This is a genomic window from Spiribacter roseus (genome assembly GCF_002813635.1).
In the GTDB taxonomy this organism is placed as follows: domain Bacteria; phylum Pseudomonadota; class Gammaproteobacteria; order Nitrococcales; family Nitrococcaceae; genus Spiribacter; species Spiribacter roseus.
The window spans coordinates 1,225,319-1,250,135 of record NZ_CP016382.1 but is presented as its reverse complement, the minus strand read 5'-3'; the positions used below and the strand labels follow the sequence as shown (position 1 = coordinate 1,250,135).

Annotated in this window: 19 protein-coding genes; 7 read left to right on the top strand and 12 right to left on the bottom strand. The window is 68.6% G+C overall.

What is annotated here, in order from left to right; genetic code table 11:
* Positions 1–21: 21 nt before the first annotated feature.
* Entirely contained in the window at positions 22–801 is a 780-nt protein-coding gene (locus tag BBH56_RS06065; protein WP_157809115.1) for a RibD family protein, read from the top strand.
* Here BBH56_RS06065 and BBH56_RS06060 read toward each other — a convergent pair.
* Genes BBH56_RS06060 through BBH56_RS06045 form a run of 5 tightly spaced genes read right to left on the bottom strand, consistent with a single transcriptional unit; the run spans position 782 to position 4,900 of the window.
* Positions 782–1,660 (bottom strand): lysylphosphatidylglycerol synthase transmembrane domain-containing protein, encoded by an 879-nt coding sequence (locus BBH56_RS06060; RefSeq protein ID WP_157809114.1) that lies wholly within the window; start codon positions 1,658–1,660, stop codon positions 782–784. The two genes, BBH56_RS06065 and BBH56_RS06060, sit on opposite strands and share 20 nt — an antisense overlap.
* Entirely contained in the window at positions 1,648–2,469 is an 822-nt protein-coding gene (locus BBH56_RS09610) for a class I SAM-dependent methyltransferase (protein WP_157809113.1), read from the bottom strand. The genes BBH56_RS06060 and BBH56_RS09610 overlap by 13 nt, the downstream gene beginning before the upstream one ends.
* Positions 2,439–3,494 carry a glycosyltransferase family 4 protein gene (locus BBH56_RS06055; RefSeq protein WP_318262511.1) on the bottom strand — a complete coding sequence of 352 codons (1,056 nt, stop codon included), beginning with the start codon at positions 3,492–3,494 and terminating at the stop codon, positions 2,439–2,441. The genes BBH56_RS09610 and BBH56_RS06055 overlap by 31 nt, the downstream gene beginning before the upstream one ends.
* Positions 3,495–3,511: 17 nt before the next feature.
* Positions 3,512–3,916 carry a 6-pyruvoyl trahydropterin synthase family protein gene (locus BBH56_RS06050; protein WP_148122269.1) on the bottom strand — a complete coding sequence of 135 codons (405 nt, stop codon included), beginning with the start codon at positions 3,914–3,916 and terminating at the stop codon, positions 3,512–3,514.
* Between the two features lie 9 nt (positions 3,917–3,925).
* Positions 3,926–4,900 (bottom strand): zinc-dependent alcohol dehydrogenase, encoded by a 975-nt coding sequence (locus BBH56_RS06045; RefSeq protein WP_148122268.1) that lies wholly within the window; start codon positions 4,898–4,900, stop codon positions 3,926–3,928.
* A 60-nt stretch (positions 4,901–4,960) separates the two neighbouring features.
* Between BBH56_RS06045 and BBH56_RS06040 the strand changes: the two genes are divergently transcribed.
* From BBH56_RS06040 to BBH56_RS06030, 3 genes are read left to right on the top strand one after another with little or no spacing between them, the layout of a single operon-like run.
* Positions 4,961–5,677, top strand: a complete 717-nt coding sequence (locus BBH56_RS06040; protein ID WP_148122267.1) for a CDP-alcohol phosphatidyltransferase family protein — start codon at positions 4,961–4,963, stop codon at positions 5,675–5,677.
* Positions 5,678–5,688: 11 nt separating this feature from the next.
* Positions 5,689–6,285 (top strand): YceI family protein, encoded by a 597-nt coding sequence (locus BBH56_RS06035; protein WP_148122266.1) that lies wholly within the window; start codon positions 5,689–5,691, stop codon positions 6,283–6,285.
* A complete protein-coding gene (locus BBH56_RS06030; RefSeq protein ID WP_148122265.1) occupies positions 6,278–7,111 on the top strand; it encodes a patatin-like phospholipase family protein in 834 nt (277 codons plus the stop codon). Before BBH56_RS06035 ends, BBH56_RS06030 begins: the two co-directional genes overlap by 8 nt.
* Here the strand turns inward: BBH56_RS06030 and BBH56_RS06025 are convergent.
* The gene (locus tag BBH56_RS06025; RefSeq protein WP_148122264.1) at positions 7,108–8,121 is read right to left on the bottom strand and encodes a phosphoribulokinase; all 1,014 of its coding nucleotides are present in this window, start codon (positions 8,119–8,121) and stop codon (positions 7,108–7,110) included. The two genes, BBH56_RS06030 and BBH56_RS06025, sit on opposite strands and share 4 nt — an antisense overlap.
* Before the next feature lie 146 nt (positions 8,122–8,267).
* Here BBH56_RS06025 and rraA point away from each other — a divergent pair, with 146 nt between their 5' ends.
* From rraA to BBH56_RS06010, 3 genes are read left to right on the top strand one after another with little or no spacing between them, the layout of a single operon-like run.
* A complete protein-coding gene (gene rraA / locus BBH56_RS06020; protein ID WP_069134240.1) occupies positions 8,268–8,747 on the top strand; it encodes a ribonuclease E activity regulator RraA in 480 nt (159 codons plus the stop codon).
* Between the two features lie 30 nt (positions 8,748–8,777).
* Positions 8,778–9,236, top strand: a complete 459-nt coding sequence (locus BBH56_RS06015) for a CBS domain-containing protein (protein WP_144348167.1) — start codon at positions 8,778–8,780, stop codon at positions 9,234–9,236.
* Positions 9,229–9,618, top strand: a complete 390-nt coding sequence (locus BBH56_RS06010) for an RNA-binding S4 domain-containing protein (RefSeq protein ID WP_148122263.1) — start codon at positions 9,229–9,231, stop codon at positions 9,616–9,618. Before BBH56_RS06015 ends, BBH56_RS06010 begins: the two co-directional genes overlap by 8 nt.
* On the opposite strand, the gene uvrA is transcribed toward BBH56_RS06010, so the two are convergent.
* The 6 genes from uvrA to BBH56_RS05980 form a co-directional block, all read right to left on the bottom strand.
* Positions 9,619–15,132 (bottom strand): excinuclease ABC subunit UvrA, encoded by a 5,514-nt coding sequence (uvrA, locus tag BBH56_RS06005; protein WP_148122262.1) that lies wholly within the window; start codon positions 15,130–15,132, stop codon positions 9,619–9,621. It abuts the gene before it with no gap.
* Complete coding sequence (locus tag BBH56_RS06000) at positions 15,125–17,098, bottom strand: GNAT family N-acetyltransferase (protein WP_148122261.1); 1,974 nt, start codon at positions 17,096–17,098, stop codon at positions 15,125–15,127. The genes uvrA and BBH56_RS06000 overlap by 8 nt, the downstream gene beginning before the upstream one ends.
* A complete protein-coding gene (locus BBH56_RS05995) occupies positions 17,098–18,894 on the bottom strand; it encodes an ABC transporter ATP-binding protein (RefSeq protein ID WP_148122260.1) in 1,797 nt (598 codons plus the stop codon). The genes BBH56_RS06000 and BBH56_RS05995 overlap by 1 nt, the downstream gene beginning before the upstream one ends.
* Positions 18,895–18,911: 17 nt before the next feature.
* The gene (recQ, locus tag BBH56_RS05990; RefSeq protein WP_069134245.1) at positions 18,912–20,750 is read right to left on the bottom strand and encodes a DNA helicase RecQ; all 1,839 of its coding nucleotides are present in this window, start codon (positions 20,748–20,750) and stop codon (positions 18,912–18,914) included.
* Between the two features lie 65 nt (positions 20,751–20,815).
* On the bottom strand, positions 20,816–23,908 hold the full coding sequence (locus BBH56_RS05985) for an error-prone DNA polymerase (RefSeq protein ID WP_198515196.1): 3,093 nt from the start codon (positions 23,906–23,908) through the stop codon (positions 20,816–20,818).
* Between the two features lie 6 nt (positions 23,909–23,914).
* Positions 23,915–24,802 (bottom strand): DMT family transporter, encoded by an 888-nt coding sequence (locus tag BBH56_RS05980; protein WP_198515195.1) that lies wholly within the window; start codon positions 24,800–24,802, stop codon positions 23,915–23,917.
* Between the last annotated feature and the right edge of the window lie 15 nt (positions 24,803–24,817).

Here is a 24,817-nt window from a genome sequence, read left to right as displayed (position 1 = left end):
GGGGCGGCGGCCCCACCGCCGATGGGCTGGGAAGCGCTCGTCGCCCAGTGCCGGCGCTGTTCCCTGCCCGCTGCGGCGCAACCGGTGGAATGGCCGGCGGATATCGGCGGAATCGCTGCCGAGGCCGTCGCCCCGGCACTGCAGGCGCGCTATGCCCCGTTGCTCGCCCCGGTCCGGCAACGGCCGCGGGTGGTCGCGCAGCTTGGCCAGAGCCTCGACGGGCGTATCGCCACGGCAACCGGGCATTCCCATTACGTGACGGGCGCCGCTGACCGGGCCCACCTGCATCGCCTGCGGGCGCTCTGCGATGCGGTGCTGGTCGGCGCCGGGACCGTCGTCGCCGACAATCCACGCCTGACCGTCCGTGAAGTGGCGGGACCCAACCCGGTTCGAGCGGTGATCATGAGTCGCAGCGGGCTGCCGGCTGACGCGGCGCTCCTGCGGGATGGCGCGGCCCCCACCTGGGCGCTGACCGGCCCGTCGGTGGCGGCTCCCGCGGTGGATCGCCGTTTTGCGCTGCCCGATCTGGCGCCGGCCACAGCGCTGCAGTGCCTGGCCGCGGCGGGTGTGCAGCGACTGCTGGTGGAAGGTGGGGCCAGAACCGTTTCCGCATGGCTGGCGGCGGGCCTGGTAGATACGCTCTATCTGGTGGTCGCGCCGGTGATCATTGGATCAGGGCCAACCGGCCTGAATCTGCCGCGCATCGATCACATGGACGAGGCCCTGCGCCCCGCGGTGACGCCCTTCGACCTGGGGGATGATCGGCTCTACCGGCTCGATTTCAACGCCGTATCAGCATGATCAGACCGGGCGTGCTGGCCGCCAGTGACAGCGCGCCGTAGAGTACCGCAGCGGTGATGCCCTCCGCCGCGGGCAACCCGGCCAGCGGCCAGAGCAGGGCGGCCGCCCCCTCGCGTAGTCCCCATCCCGCGATGCTTGCGGGGATCAGCATGGTGAACAGGACCAGTGGTATCAGTGGCAGCCAGGCGGACGCCGGTGCCGCCGGATCCAGTGCCAGGACGCAGCAGGCGTAGACCGCGATATAGCTGGCCGCGACGGCCAGGGAAGCGGCCAGCTGGATGGGCAGCACGCGGGGGGTCAGCAGCGCCGAGTGCAGTGCGCGGCGCCAGTCGCCGAGCCAGGCGCGCCGGTGGCGCGGAATCAGGCCGATGGCGATGACCACCGCGGCGGCCGTCAGCGCGGTCAATGCCAGGCCGCCCGACGAAATGGGCAGGCTCAGCGCGCCACCGGGTGGCCAGTAGACCCATACGCCCACCGCGATGGCCACCATGGCGAGCTGACCCGATAGCCGCTCGATGACCACCGCCTGAAAGGCCGGTCCACGCCGCGGCATGCCCTGACTATGGCGCCAGGCGCGCTGAGCGTCGCCTACCACACCGCCGGGCAGCACCTGATTGACCAGCGTCGCCAGGTAGTACTCGCCCACGGCGCGGCCCGCCGGCAGCGCGATCTGCAGCCGGGCCGCGGTAAATCGCCAACGCCATGCCGACAGCAGCACCTGGGCAACGGTGATGGACAACCCCACGATCATCCAGCCCGGCTCGATGGCCTGCAGCCGCTCGAGCACGCCGGCCCCGAATTGCCGGGCGATCAGGCCCAGAATGGCCAGGCTGACCAGCAGCCGGATCAGTCGCGGCACGGAATGACCAGCAGGTCCTGATGCCCGACCGTGATGAAACTGTGCTCGAGCGCGCGCAGGCGCTCGTCCCTCCAGCGATCGATGACCGCGGCGGCGTCGGGTTGCTGGGCTCGGGCGGCGGCATGCCAGCCCTCGATGAGTGGCCGCTGCAGCGCAGCCTGTTCCGGCGTGAGATGCCAGTCGCTGGCCCGGCAGTCAACGCTTGCCCCGCGCTCGCGGAACATCTGCGCTGCAACGGCGGGGGCATCCGGGCCCAGCGCCGGTCCCATGTCCTTGGCTCCGCGCTGGTGGGCAAGGACCGCGGCCTCGACCTGCTGGTCAGCCTCCAGCGTGGGGGAAAACGCCAGGCGGCCGTCCACGTTGAGTGCGAACAGGGCCGGCAGACCGCGCCGGCAGCAGGTGTCCACCACCCGCCGCAGCCAGGCGTCCGGCACCAGATCGAGCAGGGCCGAGGCGGTGAGCAGATCGGGCGTTGTGTCGAGGCAGTCGGGGAATGTGCCGAGATCGGCCGGGTGGGCCCGGGCCTGAACCCGTGCCACGTGGCGATCGTCGCCGGCTGGATGCGCCAGGGCCACCGCCTGGTCGAGCAGCCCGCGATCGTGATCGATGAGCGTCCACGCCTGCGCCCGGGGCAGGCGTGGGCCCAGGTAGCGCAGGTTGCTGCCGGCACCGGCGCCCAGATCGGTGATACGGATCGTTCGATCCCGCGGCAGGACGTCGATCAGGGGCGTGAGTAGCGTGTCGTCACGGGCCGCATGGTCGGCCGGCTCACGCAGGGTCAGCCAGCGGGCGGCAAACTGCTCGGGCATGGCGATGCCTCCTCGATGAGAGCCATGAAAAGCGCGACGCTCCGATCCCAGTCATTGAGCTCGCGGCGGGCGCGACGGGCCCCCCGCGCCAGGGCCTGACGTCGGGAGGGGTCATCCAGTAGCGCGGCGATGGCGTCGCGCAGCGCTGTCGGGTCGTCCGGCGGGACAGCGATGCCGGCCTCCGGCGGAAGGGTGGTTGCCAGCGCACCACCGGTGGTGGTGATTACCGGCAGCCCGTAGGCGACGGCCTCGCTGATCACCATGCCGTAGCCCTCGTAGAGCGACGGCAGGACGAACAGCTCGGCCTGGCGATAGGCCTCGTCCAGACGCTGCTCGTCGGCGGCGCCGGTGAGGGTGATGCGGTCCTGCAGGCCCTCGGCGTCGCGCTGTCTGGCGATGGCGGCGGCATAGTCGGGATCCAGATCCAAGGCGCCGATGAGCTGGCACTGCCAGGGTCGGTCGACCAGCCCGGCTAGCGCCTCGATCAGGCGATGCTGGGCCTTGCGCGGCGTGATCGAGGCGACGCAGAGCAGCAACGGCGGCTGCCCCGGCCGTCCCGTGGCGAGCGGTCGCGGCGTGCATCCGGGTGGGATGACGCTGACTTCGCCCGCGTTCAACCCCAGCGTCCGCAGCCGTTGGGCGGTGAAGGCGCTGGTGGCGATGACGCGGGTCGCCGCGCCCAGCGCACGGGCTTCGTCATGGATCAGTTGCTCCACCCGGGCGGGGTCATGGTCGGTTTCATCGGCCAGGGGGTGATGCACCAGCGCATGAATGCGAAGGCGCCCGGCGTGCGGGGCCACCGTCGACGCCAGTCGTCCCAGCACCAGACCGTCGATCACCACCACCCGACCATCCGGGATCCGCGCAAGCGCGGCATCCACGGCCTCGCGGGCGGTGGGGTCGGCATCCGGAAAGCAGCCGGGTAGGGCGTCGACGTCGACGCTAACGCCCGCACCGCGCAGGCCGTCGATGATCCGGCGGTCATAACGGCTTCCCCCGGTGGGTCGGTCCAGTGACCCCGGCACCAGGAAATGGCAGACGGTCACAGCTGGAGCGAGCGCTCGTAGGCGGCCGAGGCGATGTGCGACTCGTGCAGGGTGATCCGCAGTCGATCCAGGGTGCGGGCGGTTTCGCCCAGTTCACCGGCGTGAATGGCGGTCGCCAGCGCATCGGCGATATGCCGGGCGAGAAACTCCGTGGTGGTGTTGACGCCCTCGAACTCCGGCAGGCTGTCGAGGTTGACGAGGTTGTAGCGCGACAGGATGTCGTGCAGCACCGTGCTGGCGCGGGCAATGTCCACCACCACATTGTCATCGTCGAGGCCGTCGCGAAAGAACGTGGCATCGGTGACGTAAGTGGCGCCGTGCAGGGCCTGGGCGGGCCCGAATGTCTCGCCCTGAAAGCTGTGGGCGATCATGAAGTGATCGCGGACGTTGACGCTGTACATTCTGTCTCCTTAGTACTTGATGCGGTGACACAGACCCGGCCGGGTGACGATCGAGTCCATCGTCGCTGGCAGATCATCAAAGGCGGTCTCGCCGTCGATCAGACAATCCCAGTGGGTGCGATGAGCCAGCAGTTCCAGGGCCTTGCGCATGCGTCGGCCATGGTCCCAGCGCGGGCGCATGACCGGGGCGAGCTGTCCGACCTGGCTGGCGCGCAGGGTCAGGCGGCGCGAGTGAAAGGCCTCGCCCAGTGGCACCTGGGGCGGGTGGTCACCAAACCAGCTTGCCTCGATCAGCATGGCCTCGTCTGCGGCGATCCTCAGGGCCAGGGCCAGGCCGGACTCGCTGGCGCTCGCGTGAATGACCCGGTCGTTGTCGGGGCGCGCGGCATCGGGTGTGGCAAAGGCGACACCCAGCGGCGCCGCAAGCGCGTGGCGATCCGGATTGATGTCCACCAGCTCCACCTCGGTGCCGGGGATTTCGGCGCAGAGCGCGGCGGCGAGCGCACCCACCACGCCCGCGCCGATCACGCTGATGCGCTCGCCGGCTCGGGGTTCGGCGTCCCAGCAGATGTTCAGGGCGGTCTCGACGTTGGCGGCCAGTACCGCGCGCTCCGGCGGCAGGCCCGCCGGCAGTGGATGGGCGGCGGCAAGCGGCACGGTGTAGCGGCGCTGGTGGGGGTAGAGGCAGAACACCGTCTGTCCGATCAATGCCTCGGCGCCGGACTCGACCACGCCGACACTGGCATAGCCATACTTGACCGGCGCTGGAAACTCGCCGGCCTGGAAAGGTGCGCGCATGCGGGTCTGCTGGCTGACAGGGATCCGCGCCTGCCAGACCAGCGACTCGGTGCCATGACTGATGCCCGAGTAAAGGGCGCGGATGCCCACCGAATCGTCGTCGGCTACCGCGACCGATTCATCGCGGATCCCGCCGCTGCGCGGCGCCACGATCCAGAAGGCCTGACTGCTATGTTGACGGGTCACGCCGGTGCGGTCCTCATGCTGCTAGACTTGGCGAATTGACTCGGAAAACGGAGCGTAGCATTGGTTCCCCCCGGGACGGACGATTCACCCCTGCAGATCCTACCCGACCTGCTGGTGGCGGCCATTGTGCTGACCGCCGCCGCCGGCGGGTTGCAGCAGACGCTGGATCTGCCCGCCGGGGTGCTGCCGCTGGCGCTGGCCGCCTATGCCGCGCTGGCCCTGCTGGTGTGGCGGCTGGTGGGCAACCGGGTACTGACCCCCGCTGATCGGGTGACCATGGGGCGCGGCCTGCTCGTGATGTTGCTGGTCGGGCTCCTGCCCGCTGCCGGGAGCGGGCCGAACGTCGCCATGCTGCCCTTCGCGCTCGGCATGACGGCCTTTGTGCTGGATGGCATCGATGGCTGGGTGGCGCGGCGTCTGGGTTGTCAGACCCCTGCAGGGGCGCGCTTTGATATGGAGCTGGATGCCGTGCTGCTGCTGGTGCTGGCACTGTGGCTGCTCCGGCTTGATCTCGCGGGTGCCTGGGTGCTCGCCATCGGTGGCTGGCGCTATGCGTTCATCCTTGCCGGTTACTGGCGTCCCGCGCTGCGCCGGCCCCTGCCGCCCTCACAGCGTCGCCGGGTGATCTGCGGGGTGCAGACCGGTGCCCTCGTGGTGTTGCTGGCACCGGACTTTCCCGCCGCCTGGGTGCCGCCGTCGGCCGCCGTGCTGCTGATCCTGCTCAGTTATTCCTTTATCGTGGACGGGGTCACTTTATCGCGGACAGCCGATCATTGAGGAGGTCTCTCATGGTTCACAATGCAATGCGCGCGCTGGCCCCGTTGCTCGCGCTGGGCCTGATGACGGCACCGGTCCAGGCCGAGCCGGAGCGTTTCCGGCTGGATGAAAGCCATGTCAGTGTCGGTTTCCTGATCGGGCATGCCCGCTTTGCCGATGTCCTCGGCCAGTTCACCGATGTCAGCGGCGGGTTCCGTTATGACGCGGAGACCCGAACGCTTGAATCGGGGCGGGTCGAAGTGGCGGCCGACAGCGTCTTTACCGGCCACGATGAACGCGATGGTCATGTGCGCGACGGGGACTTCCTGGCCGCGGACGCCCATCCGACGATCGTCTTTGAGGCCAGCGGCTATGAACCCACCGGCGAGGGCGAGGGCATCCTGCGCGGCGAGCTGACGATGCTCGGCGTCACGCGCCCCATTGAGCTCGATCTGACCCTCAATCGCCGCGGTGAGCATCCCATTGGCGGTGCCGACACCCTGGGCGGATCGGCGCGTGGCGCGATCCGGCGCAGCGAGTTCGGCATGGACTACGCGCTCGAGAATGAGCTGGTGGGTGACCGGGTCGAACTGATCATCGAGTTCGAGGCCATCCGCGAGGATGACTGAGTCACGCCCGTCGCCGCCGGGCGGGCGCATCGGCCTCGCCCTGGGCGGCGGCGCGGCGCGCGGCTGGGCACACATCGGCGTCATCCGCGCCCTGCGTCAGCAGGGCATCGAGCCGTCAATCATCGCCGGGACGTCAGTGGGTGCCATCGTCGCCGCGATGTTCTGCAACGGCCGGCTGGACGCGTTCGAGACCTGGGTGCGATCGCTCAAGCGCCGCGATGTCCTGAGCTACATCGACGTCAATCTGGGGCATGGCGGTTTCATCCAGGGGCATCGATTGATGGCGCAGCTCGACCGCACCCTGGGGGCAGTGGATTTTGCTGACCTGCAGCGCCCGCTGGGGGTGGTGGCCACGGACCTGTACAGCGGCCAGGAGCGCTGGCTGCGCAGGGGGGATCTGGCCAGCGCGGTGCGCGCGTCAATGGCGCTGCCGGGGCTCTTTACCCCGGTCTACCGGGATTCCGAGTGGCTGGCGGATGGCGGGCTGGTCAATCCGGTGCCCATTTCACTGTGCCACGCGATGGGGGCCGATCGGGTGATCGCCGTCAACCTCAGCGACGGCCTGATGGGCCGGCGCATTCCGGCGCAGCCCGCCGATGCCAGCGCCCCACCGGGGGTGCTCGATGTGATCGCCACGGCGGTGAACGTCATGCAGGATCGCATCACCCGCAGCCGCATGGCTGGAGATCCGCCGGATCTGTTGATCGCCCCGCAGCTCGCCCACATCGATCTGCTGGAACTGCATCGTGCCGATGATGCGATCGCCGAGGGCGAGGCGGCGGTTGCGCGTCTGCAGCCCGCCATCGAGACCTTCCTGCGCGACTAGCCGCTCAGTGCAACAATGCGGTTGAGCACCGGCCAGGCCACCAGCATCTGCGCGAAGCGGACTGTGGATGGCTGCGTGGCGCCGTTGACCGGATCACCCGCTGGCGCGTCCAGTCCCACAAAGGCGGAGATCGCATATTCCAGGGTCTCAAGGGCCGTGGGCGCCATGTAGCCGTCGACATGCAGCACATTCACCGATTGGCCGCGGAACTGACTGGGCACGGTGGCCAGCATGAAGGGCATGGCGGTCTGGCGGGTCATGTTGCTCAGATCCACCGGCAGGAACAGCGACTGCTGATCATCGTCACGGGGCGTCACGATCAGTTCCAGGTGATAGCAGGTCTCGGGCATTTCGGCGCTCAGCTGGCCCACGGCCAGTTCGCTGAGCTCGCTGGGGTGGATGCGCAGGATGACATCGGCGACATCCTGCTGGCCGGCGATCCAGCGGTCGTACTGATGGGCCCGTCGCTCGATCTCGGCGGCCACATCGGATTCCGCATAGCCGCGTTCCCGCGTGTCACGGCGCTGCTTCCAGTCGCGCTTCACGGCGGCGGCCGTGTCCACATACACCGAGAAGTCGAGCAGCGGACGGAAAGCCGGATAAAGGGTGTGCAGGCCCTCGATGACCACCACCGGCGTCGGCGTATGCAGGCGCGGCGCGCGGAATGTGCCCGAGGCATGGTCGTACACTGGCACCTCGACCGCTTCGCCGGCGCGCAGGCGCTTGATGTGGCTGACCGCGCGATCGAGGTGGTTGGCCTCGGGATCCAGCGGGGTGCGTCCGGATACGCGGCGCGTCGCCCGATCCTCGGCATGATAGCCGTCAAGACTGATCTGGCTGACCCGCTCGGAGCCCAGCAGCCATTCGATGCCCTGGGTATAGGTGCTCTTGCCGCTGCCGCTGTCGCCGGCGACACCGATGATGATCGGCCGCTCCCGCGCCGCCAGTCGGGCAGGCAACTGATTGGCGCCGGGGCGCGGCGCCTTGTCGGGGGAAAAGCTGGCTGTCATCGCTCGACCTGCGCCGCCATCCGGCCACACGGGCCGCGTAGCGGTATTGTCCGCCGCCGCGGCGGCGTGTCAAACCAGACGGCCCGCGGAGTTGCTCACGGATCAGTGGCCGGTTAGCGTTGGGGCATCATCCAAGGAGTCCCGGAATGGCAATCAAGACAACCGATCTCTGCGACGACCATGCCGACGCGCTGCGTGTGCTGGCCCCGATCTTCGGTGACTACGGCGGCCGCCACGGCTTTGCCGGCGTGATTCAGACCGTGAAGACCTTCGAGGACAACAGCCGGGTGCGGGAGGTGCTCGATACCCCGGGCGAGGGTCGGGTGCTGGTGGTCGACGGCTCGGGATCGCTGCGCTGCGCACTGATGGGCGATCAGCTCGCGGCCAAGGCGCGGGACAATGGCTGGGCCGGGCTGCTGGTGTATGGCTGCGTGCGGGACGCGGCCGATCTGGCCGATCTGGACATCGGCATCAAGGCACTCAACACCCACCCCTGCCGCAGTCAGCCCGACGGCGCGGGCGAGGTGGGCGTCGTGGTGACCCTGGCCGGCGCCACCATGACCCCCGGTGAGTGGCTCTGTGCCGATCGCGACGGTATTGTCATCGCAGAACAGGCGCTGGTGTAAACGGCGCGGCGACTACCGGAGGAGAGTCTGATGCCCAATACCATGCGATCGCTGCTGCGCGAGGGAAACGGATCCCTGCAGGCACTGGGGCCGGAGAGCACGGCCGCCGACGCCGTTGCCCTCATGAACCGGCGCAACATCGGCGCCGTGCTCGTGATGACGCCCGACGAAACCCTGCTGGGGATCTTTACCGAGCGCGATGTGCTGCGGCGGGTTCTGGGTGAGCGGCTCGATCCCGCCACCACGGCCCTCGAGTCGGTGATGACCCGCGAGGTGTTCTGGATCGGGCCTTCGGGCACCACCGATCAGGCCCTTGCCCTGGTGGCCGAGCGCAATGTCCGGCATCTACCGGTCATGGATGAGCAGCACGTGCTGGGAATGGTGTCGGTGCGGGATCTGAGTGCCGCCGTCGTGCGCGAGCGCGACATGGAGGTGGCGGCGCTGACCAGCTACATGCACGGCAGTTACACGGGACACGCGGATGGCTGAATCGGTGCGCCTGGACCGCTGGCTGTGGGCGGCGCGTTTTTTCAAGACCCGGCGGCTGGCGGTGGATGCGATCAAGGGCGGCAAGGTGGAGGTCGACGGCGTGCGCGCCAAGCCGGCCCGGGCGGTCCGTGCCGGTAACCGGCTGCTGATCCGCAAGGGCCCGCAGACCTTCGAAGTGGATGTCGAGGGCCTCGCCGAACAGCGCGGCCCCGCCCCCCAGGCGCAGGCCCTTTACACCGAGACCGAAGCCAGTGTCCGCGCCCGCGAGCGCCAGCGCGACGAGCTGCGGGCGGCCGCCGCCGCCCAGCCGCGGCCTGATCATCGCCCCGACCGCCGCGACCGGCAGCGTCTGGCGGCTTTCAAGCGGGGCGGGCGGGACTGATCAGCGCCGGGCGCCCATGAACTCGCCGAGCAACCGGCCGGTGTGGGACGTGGTGTTGCGGCAGACCTGCTCAGGCGTGCCCTGAGCGACGATGCGCCCGCCGCCATCACCGCCTTCCGGGCCCAGATCGATCAGCCAGTCCGCCTCGGCGAGGATGTCGAGGTTGTGTTCGATGACGACCACGCTGTGGCCTGCCTCCACCAGCCGGTGGAGGACACCGATCAGGCGCTCGACGTCGGCGATGTGCAGGCCCACCGTGGGCTCATCGAGGATGTAGAGCGTCTTCGCCGCCCGTGCACCGCCGGATTCGGGGCGTGCCTTTGCCAGCTCGCTGACCAGCTTGATGCGCTGCGCCTCGCCGCCGGACAGGGTCGGGCTGGGCTGACCCAGGGTCAGATAGCCCAGCCCGGTGTCGCGGAGCAGTCCGAGCGTGTGATGGAGGCGGTGATGGGCGGCGAAGAAGTCCACCGCCCGATCGATCTCCATGTTCAGCACCTCGCCGATCGAGCAGCCGCGCCAGGTGACCGCGAGTGTTTCCGGCGTAAAGCGCTGCCCGTGGCAGCTCTCGCAGGGCACGGTGACATCCGGCAGAAAATTCATCTCCACCCGACGCATGCCCTGACCTTCGCATTCCGGACAGCGGCCGTCGCGGGTGTTGAACGAAAACCGCCCGGGCCCGTAGCCGCGGATACGCGCCTCCTCGGTCTGGGCGAACAGCCGCCGGATCTCGTCGTAGATGCCGACATAGGTCGCGGGGCAGGAGCGCGGCGTCTTGCCAATCGGGGTCTGATCCACCTCGAGGACACGATCCAGGGATTCCCAGCCACGGATGGATCGGCAGCCGCGGGTCGGGCGGTCGGGGTCGCCGCGCCGCCCCAGGCGACCGGCGAGGCTGCCATGCAGGACATCGCGGACCAGTGTGCTCTTGCCCGATCCGGATACTCCGCTGACGCCGATCAGGCGCGCCAGCGGGAGACGGGCGTTGACCCGGCGAAGGTTATGAGCGTGCACACCAGTGAGTTCGATGGCATCGGCGGCATGCGGGTCACGACGCTGACCGCGCAGGGGATGGGTCAGGGGATGCGCCAGCGCGCGCCCGGTCACTGAATCGGGGTTGTCGAGTAATTCCTCGAGGCGTCCCTCGGCGACGATGCGACCGCCTTCCACGCCCGCGCCGGGGCCCAGATCAATGACATGCTCCGCCCGACGGATGGTGTCCTCGTCATGCTCGACCACCACCAGCGTGTTGCCCTTGGCCTCCAGGGCCGAAAGGGTGTCCAGCAGCATGCGGTTGTCCCGGGCATGCAGGCCGATGGTGGGTTCGTCGAGGATGTAGCACACCCCCTGGAGGTTGGAACCGAGCTGGGCGGCCAGCCGGATGCGCTGCGCCTCGCCGCCCGACAGGGTGGGCGCGGCACGGTCGAGGGTCAGATAGCCCAGGCCCACGGCCTCAAGAAAGCCCAGGCGGCTCCTGAGCTCGGCGATGACATCATCGGCGATCAGGGCCTGGCGGGGCTCGAGGGCAACGTCGCGGAAGAACGCCGCCGCCTGCTCCACCGAGAATTCGCCATAATCGGCGATCCCGCGGTCCAGAAACCGCACCGACAGCGCCTCGGGCCGAAGCCGATGGCCATGGCAGGCCGGGCAGGGGCGGGCCGGGTCCTCGTCGGTCTGGCGCCATTGACGCTCCTCCCCGGTCTGGTCTTCATCAAAGCCCTGGATCAGCACGCCCGTGCCAAAGCAGCGCGGGCACCAGCCATGCCGGGTGTTGTAGGAAAACAGCCGCGGGTCGAGCGGGGCGAAACTGCGATTGCAGCCCGGACAGGCGCGTTGGGTGGAATACAGGGTTGACTGGCCGTCGGCGGTGGCGACCCGGACCTGGCCCTTGCCATAGCCGAGGGCATGCTCCAGGGCGCTGTCCAGTGCCTTCTCCCGGGCGGGGTCGGGGGTCAGCGTGACCACCGGCAGGTCGATGTCATGCTCCTGGTAGCGATCCAGCCGCGGCCAATTGTCGGTCGGTTGATCCGTGCCGTCGACATGCAGATGGGTGAACCCCTTGCCGGCCGCCCATTGGGCGAGATCGGTGTAGTAGCCCTTGCGCGCCACCACCAGGGGGGCGTACAGCGTAATGGCCTCGCCACGGTGGTCTTCCAGCAGCCGCGCGGCGATGGACGCCTGGCTCTGCTCCTGGATGGGGCGGTCGCATTGTGGGCAGTACTGCGTGCCCAGCTTGACGAACAACAGGCGCAGAAAATGATGCAGCTCGGTCATCGTCGCCACGGTGCTCTTGTGCCCGCCGCGACTGGTGCGCTGCTCGATGGCCACGGTGGGCGGGATGCCGAACACCGCATCAACATCCGGCCGTGCCGCCGGCTGCACGAACTGACGGGCATAGGCATTGAGCGATTCCAGATAACGCCGCTGCCCCTCGTTGAACAGGATGTCGAAGGCGACCGTGCTTTTGCCCGATCCCGACAGGCCGGTGATGACGGTGAGCTTTTCCTGGGGGATGCGCACATCGATGCCGCGCAGGTTGTGCTCGCGGGCATTGCGGATCTCGACCGCCTTCGGCGGCCGGGGCGTGGTAACGGGGCCGGCAGGCTCGGCCACCGCCACCGCGGTATCGCCTGGGGCGGCCTGCTCGGCCAGGTAGCGCTTGAGCGCGATGCCGGTGTGACTTGCCTCGACCTGCATGACCGTCGCGGGCGGGCCGGCCGCCAGCAGCTGTCCGCCACCGGTGCCGCCCTCCGGACCTAGATCCACCAACCAGTCGGCGGCGCTTATGACGTCAAGATTATGCTCGATGAGAATGACGGAGTGACCCACGGTGAGCAGCCGCTCGAGGGCAGTGAGCAGGACCCGGATGTCCTCGAAATGCAGGCCTGTGGTGGGCTCGTCGAACAGAAACAGCTTGTGGCCGCCGCCGCGCCGGCGGGCCTTGGCCAGGTGCCCGGCCAGCTTGAGACGCTGGGCCTCGCCGCCGGACAGGGTCGGCACCGGCTGACCCAGGGTCATGTACCCCAGGCCCACCGCGGCCAGCGGCTCGAGGCCGCGCAGCACATCCGGCTGATCGGCGAAAAAGCCCCGCGCCTCGTCCACGGTCATGTCCAGACACTCGGCGATGGAAGCCGGTGCGCGGTCGCATTCCGCCGCCGGGGCCAGACGCACCTCGAGCACGGCATCGCGGTAACGGCGCCCGTCGCAGGTCGGGCAGCGCAGATACACATCGGACAGGAACTGCATCTCGACATGCTCGAAGCCGTTGCCGCCGCAGGCCGGGCAGCGGCCGGCACCGGCATTGAAGCTGAACGTGCCGGCGGTATAACCGCGCTCGCGGGCCAGTGGCTCGCGGGCGAAGGCCTTGCGGATCGGGTCGAAGGCGCCGACATAACTGGCCGGGTTGGAGCGTGTGGTGCGGCCGATGGCGGACTGATCCACCAGCACCACCTCATCGATCGGCCGGTCATGCTCGATGGCGTCGTGCTCACCGGGCGGGTCCACCGCCTCGCCCAGCCGTTTGCGCAATCCCCGATAGAGGATCGATTCAAGCAGGGTGGATTTGCCCGAGCCCGAGACGCCGGTCAGGCACACCAGGCGGTTGAGGGGCAGGTCCACGTCGATGCCGGTCAGGTTGTGCTCGCGCGCGCCGCGGATTCTCAGCCACTGCTCCGGCGCCGGCCGCGCCGGCGGCTGGTCGCTGGCCGCCACCTGGCGGCGCCCCTGCAGATAGGCACCGGTCAGGGATCGGGTGTCCGCGGCCAGCGCCTGCGGCGTGCCATTGAACATGATCTGGCCCCCGGCGCGTCCCGGTCCGGGGCCGATATCGATCACCCGGTCGGCGGCGCGCATGATGTCGGGATCATGCTCGACCACCAGCAGCGTGTTGCCGGCATCGCGGAGTTGATGCATCACGCGGGTGATACGCCCGATATCGCGGGGATGCAGACCGATGCTCGGCTCATCGAGCACAAACAGCGTATTGACCAGCGAGGTGCCCAGGGCGGTAGTCAGGTTGATGCGCTGGACCTCTCCGCCGGACAGTGTCCGCGACTGGCGGTCAAGGGTCAGGTACCCCACCCCCACCTGAGCCAGAAAGCCCAGTCGGGTCTGGATGGCCTCGAGGAGCAGGGGCACCGCCTCGTCCATCGGCGGCGGCAATTGCAGGGCGGCAAAGAAGGCCTCGGCCTGACTGAGCGGCCGGGTCATCAGGTCGTGCATGTTCAGGCCCGGCAGGGCCTCAAACCGGGATGCCCCGAGGGTGAGCCCGCGCGGCCGGTGGCGCTCGGCGGGATCCATCGCTGCATTCGCCTCGGCATGATCGCCCAGGCGCCAGAGCAGTGCCTCGGGATTGAGTCGGGCGCCCTCGCAGTCAGGGCAAAGATCGTAGCTGCGATATTTCGACAGCAGCACCCGGACGTGCATCTTGTAGCTCTTCGACTCCAGCCAGTCGAAAAAACCGCGGACGCCATACCAGTCATTGCGGCCGCGACCGTCGCCCTCGAGCACCCACTCACGATCCGCCGCCGGCAGATCACGCCATGGGATATCCGTGGCAACCCCACGGCGGCGTGCATGGCGCATCAGATCCTTCTGGCATTCCGCCGATTTGCCGGACTGCCACGGGCGGATGGCGCCGCCGGCGAGGCTCCTGGACGGGTCGGGAATGACCAGGCCATCGTCAATGCCCATGATGCGACCAAACCCCCGACACGTCTCGCAGGCCCCCACCGGGGAGTTGAACGAGAAAAGGCTGGGGCTGGGATCGCGGTAATGGCGGTCGCAGTCGGCGCAGTGCAGGGCCTGGGAGAAGCGGTGCTCGGCGATCGGCTCGCGCGCATCATCGAGGACCTCCACCACCAGGTGGCCGCGGCCATGCCGGAAGGCGGCCTCGGCGGCCTCCACCAGCCGGTCGCGACGTCCCGCCTCGACCCGGACTCGATCCTGGGTGACACGCAGATGGTGGTCGTCGAGTTCGCGGATGCGGGTATAGCCCTGGCGCTCGAGGAGCGTACGCAGTTCTGCGGCGCTATATTGCTCGGGAATGGGGGTGTCAAAACCGATCACCACCCGTGAGGCGGGACAGCGCTGCTGGAGCTGGTGATAGACCCCCTCGGCGGTATCGCGGGTGACATGGCGGCCGCAGCCGGCGCAGAAAAGCCTTGCGCCCCGCGCGAACAGCAGCTTGAGGTGGTCATTGAGCTCGGTCATCGTGCCCACGGTGGAGCGCGAGGTGCGGACCGGATTGGTCTGGTCGATGGCAATGGCGGGTGGGATCCCCTCGACCCGGTCGGTGGCGGGCCGGTCCATGCGGTCGAGAAACTGCCGCGCGTAGGGCGAGAAGGTCTCCACATAGCGGCGCTGGCCTTCGGCATAGATGGTGTCGAAGGCGAGCGACGACTTGCCCGACCCGGAGACGCCGGTGATGACCGTGAACTCGCCCGTGGGCAGGTCCAGATCCAGGTTGCGAAGGTTGTTCTGGCGGGCACCGCGAATGCGGATGCTGGAATCACTCATCGTTGATCCTCGGGCTTTGGGCAATCAATTGGCGCAGTCGGGCGATCGCCGCCCGGCGTCCTGCCACGCCGCCGGCACGGGCCAGGGCGCCGGCCTGCTGGGGTGTCTCGACCGCGGCGGTGAGCAACGCCCGGTCGTGCGCGGAGCGGACAGCGCCGGCGGCGCTCGATGCCGCCCACCGGCAGAGTGCGCCATGGGTATCGAGCAGCGAGCGATGCCCCAGGGCGAAGGCGCGCAGGTCGGCGGTGTCGATGCGCCGCCGCGCAGACTCGTCCGGCGGGTCGCGCCAGAGCCGCTTGCGCAGCTCAGAAGACAGATCGCGGAGGCTGTGGTTCAGTTGGTCGGGCAGGTGCACCGCCAGGCGCAGGCCGGCCTCCCGACACAGCTGCCTGCCCACCGCATTCAGCCCTTGTAGAAGGATAACCGAGAATGTCCCGCTGCGGGCATCCTGGTGATTGCCCACGCGCACCGGCGTCAACCCGCAGGCCATCCAGAAATCCAGCAACCCGGCCGTCATCCCGAAACTGGTGCCGAGCCAGTCCTCGCCGGCCGCCTGTGCATCCTGCCGGGCCGCTGCGATCAGCCGTCGACCGATTCCCTGGCGCCGGGAGTCGCCACGCACGGCAATGCGCTGGATGCGCCGTCCGTGGTGTCGCGCGGCCCCCGCCACGCCGGCATGAAAGGTGAGCGACTGGGCGATCAGATGCCCGGCGGGGCGGCGTCGGCCCCGGTGGATCTCGTGGCATAGGTCGGCATCCAGACCGCCTTCGATGCGGGCCGCCAGAATGCCGACAATCCGGCCCTGACTGCGGGCGGTGTACAGGCGGATGGCCGGATCGTCGAGCAGCTGGCGCAGATCCCGGGGACGTGTCTGGTAGTGGCCGGCCACGAGCAGGCCGAAGGCATCGCGCAGGTCCGATTCGTCGGCGGCCAGATCCCCGGCGCTGATGGCCGTGACCGTGACCGGACCCGCGGGCGCGGGCCCATCGGGCTCGGCACTCAACAGCAGGAGGCGGTCGATGAGCGCCTCGAGGGGGTCATCCGCCGCCCAGCGGACCGGCTGGTGCATGATCAGATGCTCGAGTGGACGCTGGCTGAGCGCCTCGGCCAGTCGCAGGATCAGGCCCCGACCACTGCCTTCGTAGCCGTGCACCGTGCCCGTCAGCACGCAGCGCGGGTTGTCATTGACCTGTCGAACGATCAGCGGCAGCGGCAGGGCGGCCGCCTCGTCGATGAGTAGCAGTGAGTCGTCCGGCGTGACGTCCTCGGGGGCAATGAACCGCGGGGCCGCGTCCCCGGCGCGGCTGATCGCGGTCGCGGCGGCCGCCCGGGACGGAGCGGTGAGACGGGTGGGACGATGGGGCTCCAGCGCCTGCAGCGCCATGCCGAGGGCGGCGGATTTGCCCCGGCCACGGTCAGCGGTCACCAGTAATGTGCCTCCGCCGGGCCGCTCGGCAAGGGTCGTGATGGCCCGGATGATCCGGCGCTGATCGGTGGTCGGCTGATCATCGGGTGACGTCGCGGACAGGGCGGCGGGCCGCGGACAGGGTATGACCCGAGTGGGGCGGTGCACGGCCGGGTCATGGGCGAGGCAGTCGGCCAGGCGGCGGATGAACACCGAGTCCCCAGCGTCGGCCTGGAGTGGCCAGTCCTCCGCCGGGGGCGTCAGCAACACGGCCATGCCGTTACCGTCGATGGTGCCCACAAGGGCGCCCAGGTCATCCGGATCAAGGCCCACATGGGCATCAATCACCCCCGCCGCGAGGGTCTGGCCAAGCAGCGCTCGCCCATGGCCGGGTCGCAGCGGTTGCAGCCGCGGGGCGAGTGGGCCGGGCCATCCCGTCAGCGGGGCCCCGATCCAGCCGATCCTCGACGCCGGCCACTGCGCGAGCAGTGTCAGCGCCTGATGCCGACAGGTCCCGGCGTCACCCTCGATCCAGATCAGTGATCGCCGGCCGCCCGGCATCACTGATAGCCCGCCGCCTGCAGCCGGAACAACCGGGCGTAGTGGCCGTCGGCGGCCAGCAGCGACTCGTGATCGCCGCGCTCGATGATGTGGCCGGCGTCGACCACGAGGATTTCGTCGGCCATCCGCACGGTGGAAAAGCGGTGTGAAATGAGGATCGCCATACGGTCTTCGGTCAGCGTGCGGAAGTGCTCGAAGATCTCCGCCTCGGCGGCGGCATCCATCGCCGCGGTCGGCTCGTCCAGCACCAGCACATCGGCGCCCTCACGCATGAAGGCGCGGGCGACCGCGATCTTCTGCCACTGACCGCCCGAGAGCTCGCGGCCGTCGCGGAACCAACGACCCAGCTGGGCATGGTAGCCGCCGGGAATCTCCTCGATGAAGGTCTCCGCCAGTCCCTTTTGGGCAGCGCGCTGCCAGCGCTCCTCGTCCTGGAAATGCGCCACGTCGCCGGCTCCGATGTTCTCGCCGACCGGCAGTTGGTAGCGCATGAAATCCTGGAAAATGATGCCGATCCGCTCGCGCAGGGCGGCGCTGTCCCAGTCACGCAGATCGGTGCCATCGAGCAGGATGCGCCCGGCGGTGGGTGCATACAGTCCGGCCAGCAGCTTGATCATCGTGGTCTTGCCCGAGCCGTTGCTGCCCACCAGCGCAATGCTGCGCCCGGGTGTCAGATGCAGCGACACATCGCTGAGCGCGTCACTGTCACTGCCGGGATAGCGAAAGCTCACCGACTCGAAGCGCAGACCATCACCGGGGATGTCGCCGGCGGTGGCCTCGCCCTGACCCACACTCACCGGCTGTTCGAGATACTCGTACAGGTTGGACAGGTAGAGGTTGTCCTCGTACATCCCGCTGATGGCGGTCAGGCTTGCGCTGACCGCGCTCTGGCCCTGTCGGAAAACGCTCAGGTACATGGTCATCTGACCCAGCGTGATGCGCCCGGCGACGGTGGTCACCACGATCCACGCATAGGTGCCATAGAATGCCAGCGTGGCGATCAGCCCCAGGGCAAAGCCCCACAGATCGCGCCGCAGTGTCAGGCGACGGTCCTCGCGATAGAGCCGTTTGAAGATGTCGCGATAGCGCTGCAGCAGCAACGGACCCAGCTGGAAGAGCTTGACCTCCTTGGCGCTGTCCTCGCGGGCCAGAACGGTCTCCAGATACATCTGCCGGCGGGTATCGGGGCTGCGCCAGCGGAACAGCCGAAACGCATCGCCCGAGAACTTCGCCTCGGAGAAAAACTGCGGCAGTCCCGCCAGCACCAGAATCAGCACCGCCCAGGGCGAGAAGCCGAGCAGCAGGCCGGCAAAGCTGGCCAGCGAGATGCCGTTCTGGATCAGGCCGAAGGTGCGGTTGACCAGGCTGAGCGGCCGGCTCGAGGCCTCGCGCCGGGCACGAGTCAACTTGTCGTAGAATTCCGAGTCTTCGAAATCGGCGAGCTGCAGCGACTGGGCCTTTTCCAGAATCATGACGTTGACCCGCTGCCCGAGCTGGGCGCGCAGCAGCGACTGGGCGATCTGGATGGCGCGCTGGGCCCCGGCGATGCCCATCATGATCGCCCCCTCGAGGGCGACCAGCCAGAGCAGTTCGGTGGGAATGCCCTGACTGGCATCAATGGCCGCGACCACCCCATCGACGATCAGCTGTCCGACCCAGGCGGCGGCGGCCGGCAGCAGACCGGCGACGAGCGTGCCGGTGGCCAGCACCAGGGTCAGCAGGCGACTGGTCTGCCAGACCAGTTCGATGGCGCGGCGGCTGTAGCGAAAGACGCCCAGGTACTGTGAGACTGCCATCCACCCAGTCTAACGCGTCAGCGACTGGCGGGGTCGGGCAGCGTGGCCAGGGTCTCCAGAAAGGCTTCGCCGTAGCGCTCGAGCTTGCGGGCGCCGACGCCAGGCAGTGCCGCGAATTCTTCAAGACTGCGCGGATGCTGCTCGACCATCGCGAGCAGCGTGGCATCGTGAAAGATGACGTAGGGCGGAACCCCCTCGGTTTCCGCCAGTCGGCGGCGTTGGGCGCGCAGCGCCGCCCAGGTGTCCGGCGCCATGGCCACATCCGATGCGGCGACCCGGGCCCGGGACTGAGGCCGCTGGGCGGGCAGATCCTCGCGCAGCTCGAGTCCCTGTTCCCCCCGCAGCAGGGGCCGACACGCGTCATTCAGGCGCAGACCGCCATGGCCCTCTGGGTCGGGTTCGAGGTAGCCATGCGCCAGCAGCTGGCGGATCACTGACTGCCAGGTGCTGCGTGACAGGTCGGTGCCGATGGCGAAGGTGCTCAGCTGGTCGTGGCCGCGCTGCCGGATGCGGTCGTTGTCCTGGCCCAGCAGCACGTCGATGACGTGGGCCGCGCCGAACCGCTGCCCGGTACGATAGACGCAGGACAGCAGCCGGCGGGCCGGGTCCGCCGCGTCCCAGGTGCGCGGAGGGGACTGGCAGTTGTCGCAGTACTCGCAGCGTCCGGCATAGTGCTCGCCAAAATGCCCCAGCAGGGTGGGGCGTCGGCACTCGTGGGTTTCGCAAAAACCCAGCAGGGCCTCCAGACGCTGTTTTTCGCGGCGCTTGTGCCCCTCGCCGGCGCTGGATTCGGCCCCCATCTGGCGGATGCGGTAAATGTCCTGCAGGCCATACACCAGCCAGGCATCCGCGGGCAGGCCGTCGCGGCCGGCCCGGCCCGTCTCCTGGTAGTAGGCCTCGAGGGTCTTGGGCAGGTCGAGGTGGGCGACAAAGCGGACATCGGGTTTATCGATGCCCATGCCGAAGGCCACCGTGGCCACCATCACCAGCCCTTCCTCGCGCAGAAACCGGGCCTGGTGGTGGGCGCGCAGGGTCTGCTCAAGCCCGGCATGATAGGCCAGTGCAGGGACGCCACGGGTATTCAGCCAATCGGCGATCTGCTCGGTGGCGCGCCGCGACATGCAGTAGACGATCCCCGACTCACCGGCATGACGGCTGCGGATGAACGCCAGCAGCTGCTCCCGGGGCCGTTCCTTGAGGCCCACTTCGTAGCGGATGTTGGGCCGGTCAAAGCTCGAGACGAACGAGGCGGCGTCATCAGGCAGCAGTCCGCTGCGGATTTCCTCGCGGGTGCGCTGATCCGCCGTGGCGGTGAGGGCAAGCCGCGGGACATGGGGGAAGCGCTCGCCGATGGCGCCGAGCTGCTGGTACTCGGGCCGGAAATCATGCCCCCACTGTGATACGCAGTGCGCCTCGTCGATGGCGAACAGGGCCACGTCGATGGCGCTCAGCCGATGCATCAGATCGCTGTTCAGCAGCCGCTCCGGGGCCACGTACAGCAGATCGATCGTACCGGCCTGCAGGGCGCGCTCGGTCTCGGCGCGGGTCTCGGCGGGCAGGCTCGAATTGAGCGCCGCCGCCCGTACCCCCTGCTGTCGCAGGGCGCTGACCTGGTCGGTCATCAGGGCGATCAGCGGCGAAATGACCACCGCGACCCCGGGGCGCACCAGCGCCGGGATCTGGTAGCACAGGGATTTGCCGCCCCCCGTGGGCATCAGCACCAGGGCGTCACCGCCATTGATGACATGCTCGATGATTTCGGCCTGGCGGCCACGGAACTGCGAATAGCCAAAGACCGATTCCAGGATCTGGCCGGCTTCGGTGACCGCCGGGGGGCTCGACATCGCGTTGTGCATGGGCTGGATCAATGGGCGTCCGGTTGACTGAATGCCCCTATCCTATCGCCACCGGGTGCGTGCCGTCAGTGGAAATCCCGTGATCGGGTCTGCAGTTCGCCCAGAAGGTGGCTGTGATCCTCGAGTCGTCCGGCAATCAGGTGGCAGACATCGTCGCGCTGCTCCCAGATACCGATGACGCCGAGCAGACGCGCGCCGATCACCTGCGGGCGCTGGCGCTCGGCAAGGTCCTTCCAGACCACCACGTTGACGCTGCCGGTTTCGTCTTCGAGGGTCAGAAAAACCACGCCACCCGCCGCGCCCGGGCGCTGGCGATTGATGACCAGGCCCGCTGCCCGGGCAATGCGGCGATGACCGTGATCGGCCAGTTCCGTGGCCGGTCGAAACCCCTGTTCACGGAGTCGTGGCCGAAGCAGCGCCAGCGGATGGCGGCCCAGGCTGAGCCCCAGGCCGCGATAGTCGCCCAGCAGATCCTCGGCCTCGGAAGGTGCGGGCAGGTCCGGCGTGGATTCCCGGGCCGGCGTTGATGCAAGCAGCGGGCCGCGCGCCTCGATGCCCAGCACCTGCCACCAGGCCCGGCGGCGATGCCCGCCGATGCCGGCCAGGGCCCCGGCGTCGGCCAGTGCCCGCAGGCTGCCCCGGTCGAGACGGGCGCGCCGGGCAAGATCGGCGACATCGCGAAACGGCCCGTCCTGCTCGCGGGTCTGGCACAGGCGCCGCGCGGCCTGTGTGCTCAGTCCGCGGACCAGGCGCATGCCCAGTCGCAGACTGGGTGCCGCCGTCGAGTCGCGATCGCGCTCGAGGGTGGAGTCCCAGTCGCTGAAACGCACATCAACGCCGGTCACCTCGACGCCATGGGCACGGGCGTCGCGAACCAGCTGCGCGGGGGCGTAAAAGCCCATGGGCTGGCTGTTGAGCAGTGCACAGGTGAAGACCGCCGGGTAGTGGCACTTGAGCCAGGCCGAGACATAGACGAGCAGGGCAAAACTGGCGGCATGGGATTCGGGGAAGCCGTAATCGCCGAACCCGCAGATCTGCTCGAACAATCGCTCCGCGAACTCGGGTGCATAGCCACGCTCGCGCATGCCCTCGAGTAAACGCTCCCTGAATGGCCCCAGCCCGCCACGCTTTTTCCAGGCGGCCATGGCGCGACGCAGTGAATCGGCTTCGCCCGGGCTGAAGCCCGCCGCGACAATGGCGAGCTGCATGACCTGCTCCTGGAAAATCGGTACGCCCAGGGTGCGCTCGAGGACGCCGCGAACGGCGTCGCTGGGATAATCCACGGCTTCCTGCCCGGCCCGGCGTCGCAGATACGGGTGCACCATGTCGCCCTGAATCGGTCCCGGACGAACGATGGAAATCTCGATGACCAGATCATAGAAGCAGCGTGGCCGAAGCCGCGGCAGCATGGCCATCTGCGCCCGCGACTCCACCTGAAAGACCCCCACGGTATCGGCACGACCCAGCATGTCGTAAACCGCCGGGTCCTCGGCCGGGATATCCGCCAGCGCCAGCGGGCGTCCGTAATGCCGCTCGATCAGTGCCAGGCTGCGCCGGATGGCGCTGAGCATGCCCAGGGCCAGGCAGTCGACCTTGAGCAGTCCCAGTGTCTCGAGGTCGTCCTTGTCCCACTGGATGATGCTGCGTCCGGCCATGGCCGCATTCTCGGTGGGCACCAGCTCGCTGAGCGGGCCCTGACTGATCACGAAACCGCCGACGTGCTGGGAGAGGTGACGCGGGAATCCCACCAGTTCATGGACCAGTGTCAGGAGGCGATGGATCATGGGATTGTCCGGGTCGAATCCCGCCTCGATGAGTCGCTCGGGCTCGATGGACTGTCCATCCCACCACTGCAGGGTGCCGGTGAGGCGTTCGATCTGATCGCCATCCAGTCCCAGCGCCTTGCCGACGTCGCGCACTGCGCTTCGGGGGCGGTAGCAGATCACCGTGGCGGCCAGGGCCGCCCGATGCCGGCCGTATTTGCGGTAGATGTACTGAATGACCTCCTCGCGCCGGTCGTGCTCGAAGTCGACATCAATGTCCGGCGGTTCATTGCGCTCGCGCGAGATGAACCGCTCGAACAGCAGACTCGACCGGGCCGGATCCACCGCGGTGATCCCCAGGCAATAGCAGACGGTGGAGTTGGCCGCCGAGCCGCGCCCCTGGCAGAGGATGCCCTGGCGGCGGGCGAATTCGACCATGTCGTGAACGGTCAGAAAGAACGGTTCATAGGCCAGCTCGCGGATCAGGGCGAGCTCGTGCTCGATGGCCGCGTGGACCGATGCCGGGGCGCCGTCGGGCCAGCGTGCCCGGGCCCCGGCCTCCACCCGGTCGCGCAGCCAGCTGGCGGGGGTATGCTCGGCGGGGACCAGCTCTTCGGGGTATTCATAGCGCAGTTCGTCGAGACTGAAATGGCAGCGCTCGGCGATCCGCAGGGTTTCGCTGATCATGGCCCGCGGATAATCGCGGGCGATGTGCCGTCCCGGGCGCAGATGACGTTCGCCATTGGCCATCGCGGCCGCGCCCAGCTCGCTGAGCCGTCGGCCGTGGCGGATGGCGGTGAGGGTGTCCTGCAATGCCCTTCGCCCGCGGCGATGCATCACGATGCCACCGCTCGCCACGGCCGGCAGGTCATGACGATGGGCAAGGTCCTGGCAATGCCGGATTCTTTCGGCGTCGCGGCCATCGCGCTGGATGGCGGTGCTAAGCCAGGCCCGATCGGGGAATGTGCGCCGGATCCAGGCAGCGTCTTCCGCGGGGCTGTCCGGCTGGGTGACCAGCAGTGCCAGACAGCCGGGGACACCATCCTGAAGATCGCTGCGCTCGAGCCGATAGTGACCCTTGTCGGCCTGGCTGCGGCCCAGTGCGATCAGCGCTGACAGCCGGGCATAGGCCGACCGGTCCGGAGCCAGCAGTACCAGGTGCAGGCCGTCCGCCAGCCGGAATTCACTGCCGATGATGAGCGACAGGTCGCCATCGCGGGCGGCGGCATGGGCCCGGACCACACCGGCGAGGGAGCATTCATCGGTCAGCGCGAGTGCCCGGTAGCCAAGGGCCGCCGCCCGGCGCACCAGCTCTTCGGGATGTGAGGCCCCGCGCAGAAAGCTGAAGTTGCTGATGCAGTGAAGCTCGGCATAGGCCGCGTCGACGTTTGCCATGATGGGTCAGCCGAGCAGTCGTCGAGCGAAACCCGGTACGGTGAGGCCCATGACCGCCACGGTCAGCATGATGGCGCCGAGTAGTCCGAACGGGCCGAGGGCCTCGCCCAGCAGGGCCCAGGCCAGTAGCGCCGCACCCAGTGGCTCCAGCAACACGAGGATGCTCGAAATGGTGGCTGTGGTGTGGCGCAGCCCACTGAAAAAGCAGACATATCCGAGCGTAGTGGGGATCAGCGCCAGATAGGCGAGGGCCGGTACCGTCAGGGCCGCGGTCTCGATCAGCGGTGCCAGACCCTCCATGGATAATGCCGGCACCATCACCAGTGCACCCACTCCGAACCCCAGCGCGGCGCTCTGCATGGGGTGGACGTGATCGGCGGCATAGCGACTGATCAGGGTGAAGGCGGCATACACGCCGGCCGCGAACAGTCCGTAGCCGACGCCGGCCCAGAGGCCTTCACCAATGTTCATGGCCTGGGGGGAGATCACCAGCAGGGCGGTGCCGGCAATCGCGAGGGCCAGGGCCGTGAGGACGCGGCGGGTCAGTGCTTCGCCCAGCAGCAGCGTGCCCAGCAGGGCAACAAGAACCGGCGCCAGGCAGAGAGTGATCAACGTGGCCAGACCGGCACCGATCTTTTCCACCGAGCTCAGATATCCCACCTGGAAACCCGCCTGGGCCAGCCCGAGCAGCAGTAGCCAGCGGCCGGTGGCGGGTGGCAGGCGCAGGAAGCCGCGCCCCTGGTGGAGAAGGCCGATTGCCGTGAACAACGGCGCGGCCACGGCTAGCCGGATGAACGCCACCATCAATGGCGAGATCTCGGTCTGCTCGAACAGCACCCGCGAGACGACCCCGGTGGTGCTCCAGAGCAGGGCCGCCACTGCCACGAGCGCCATGCCCCGGCCCGGCGT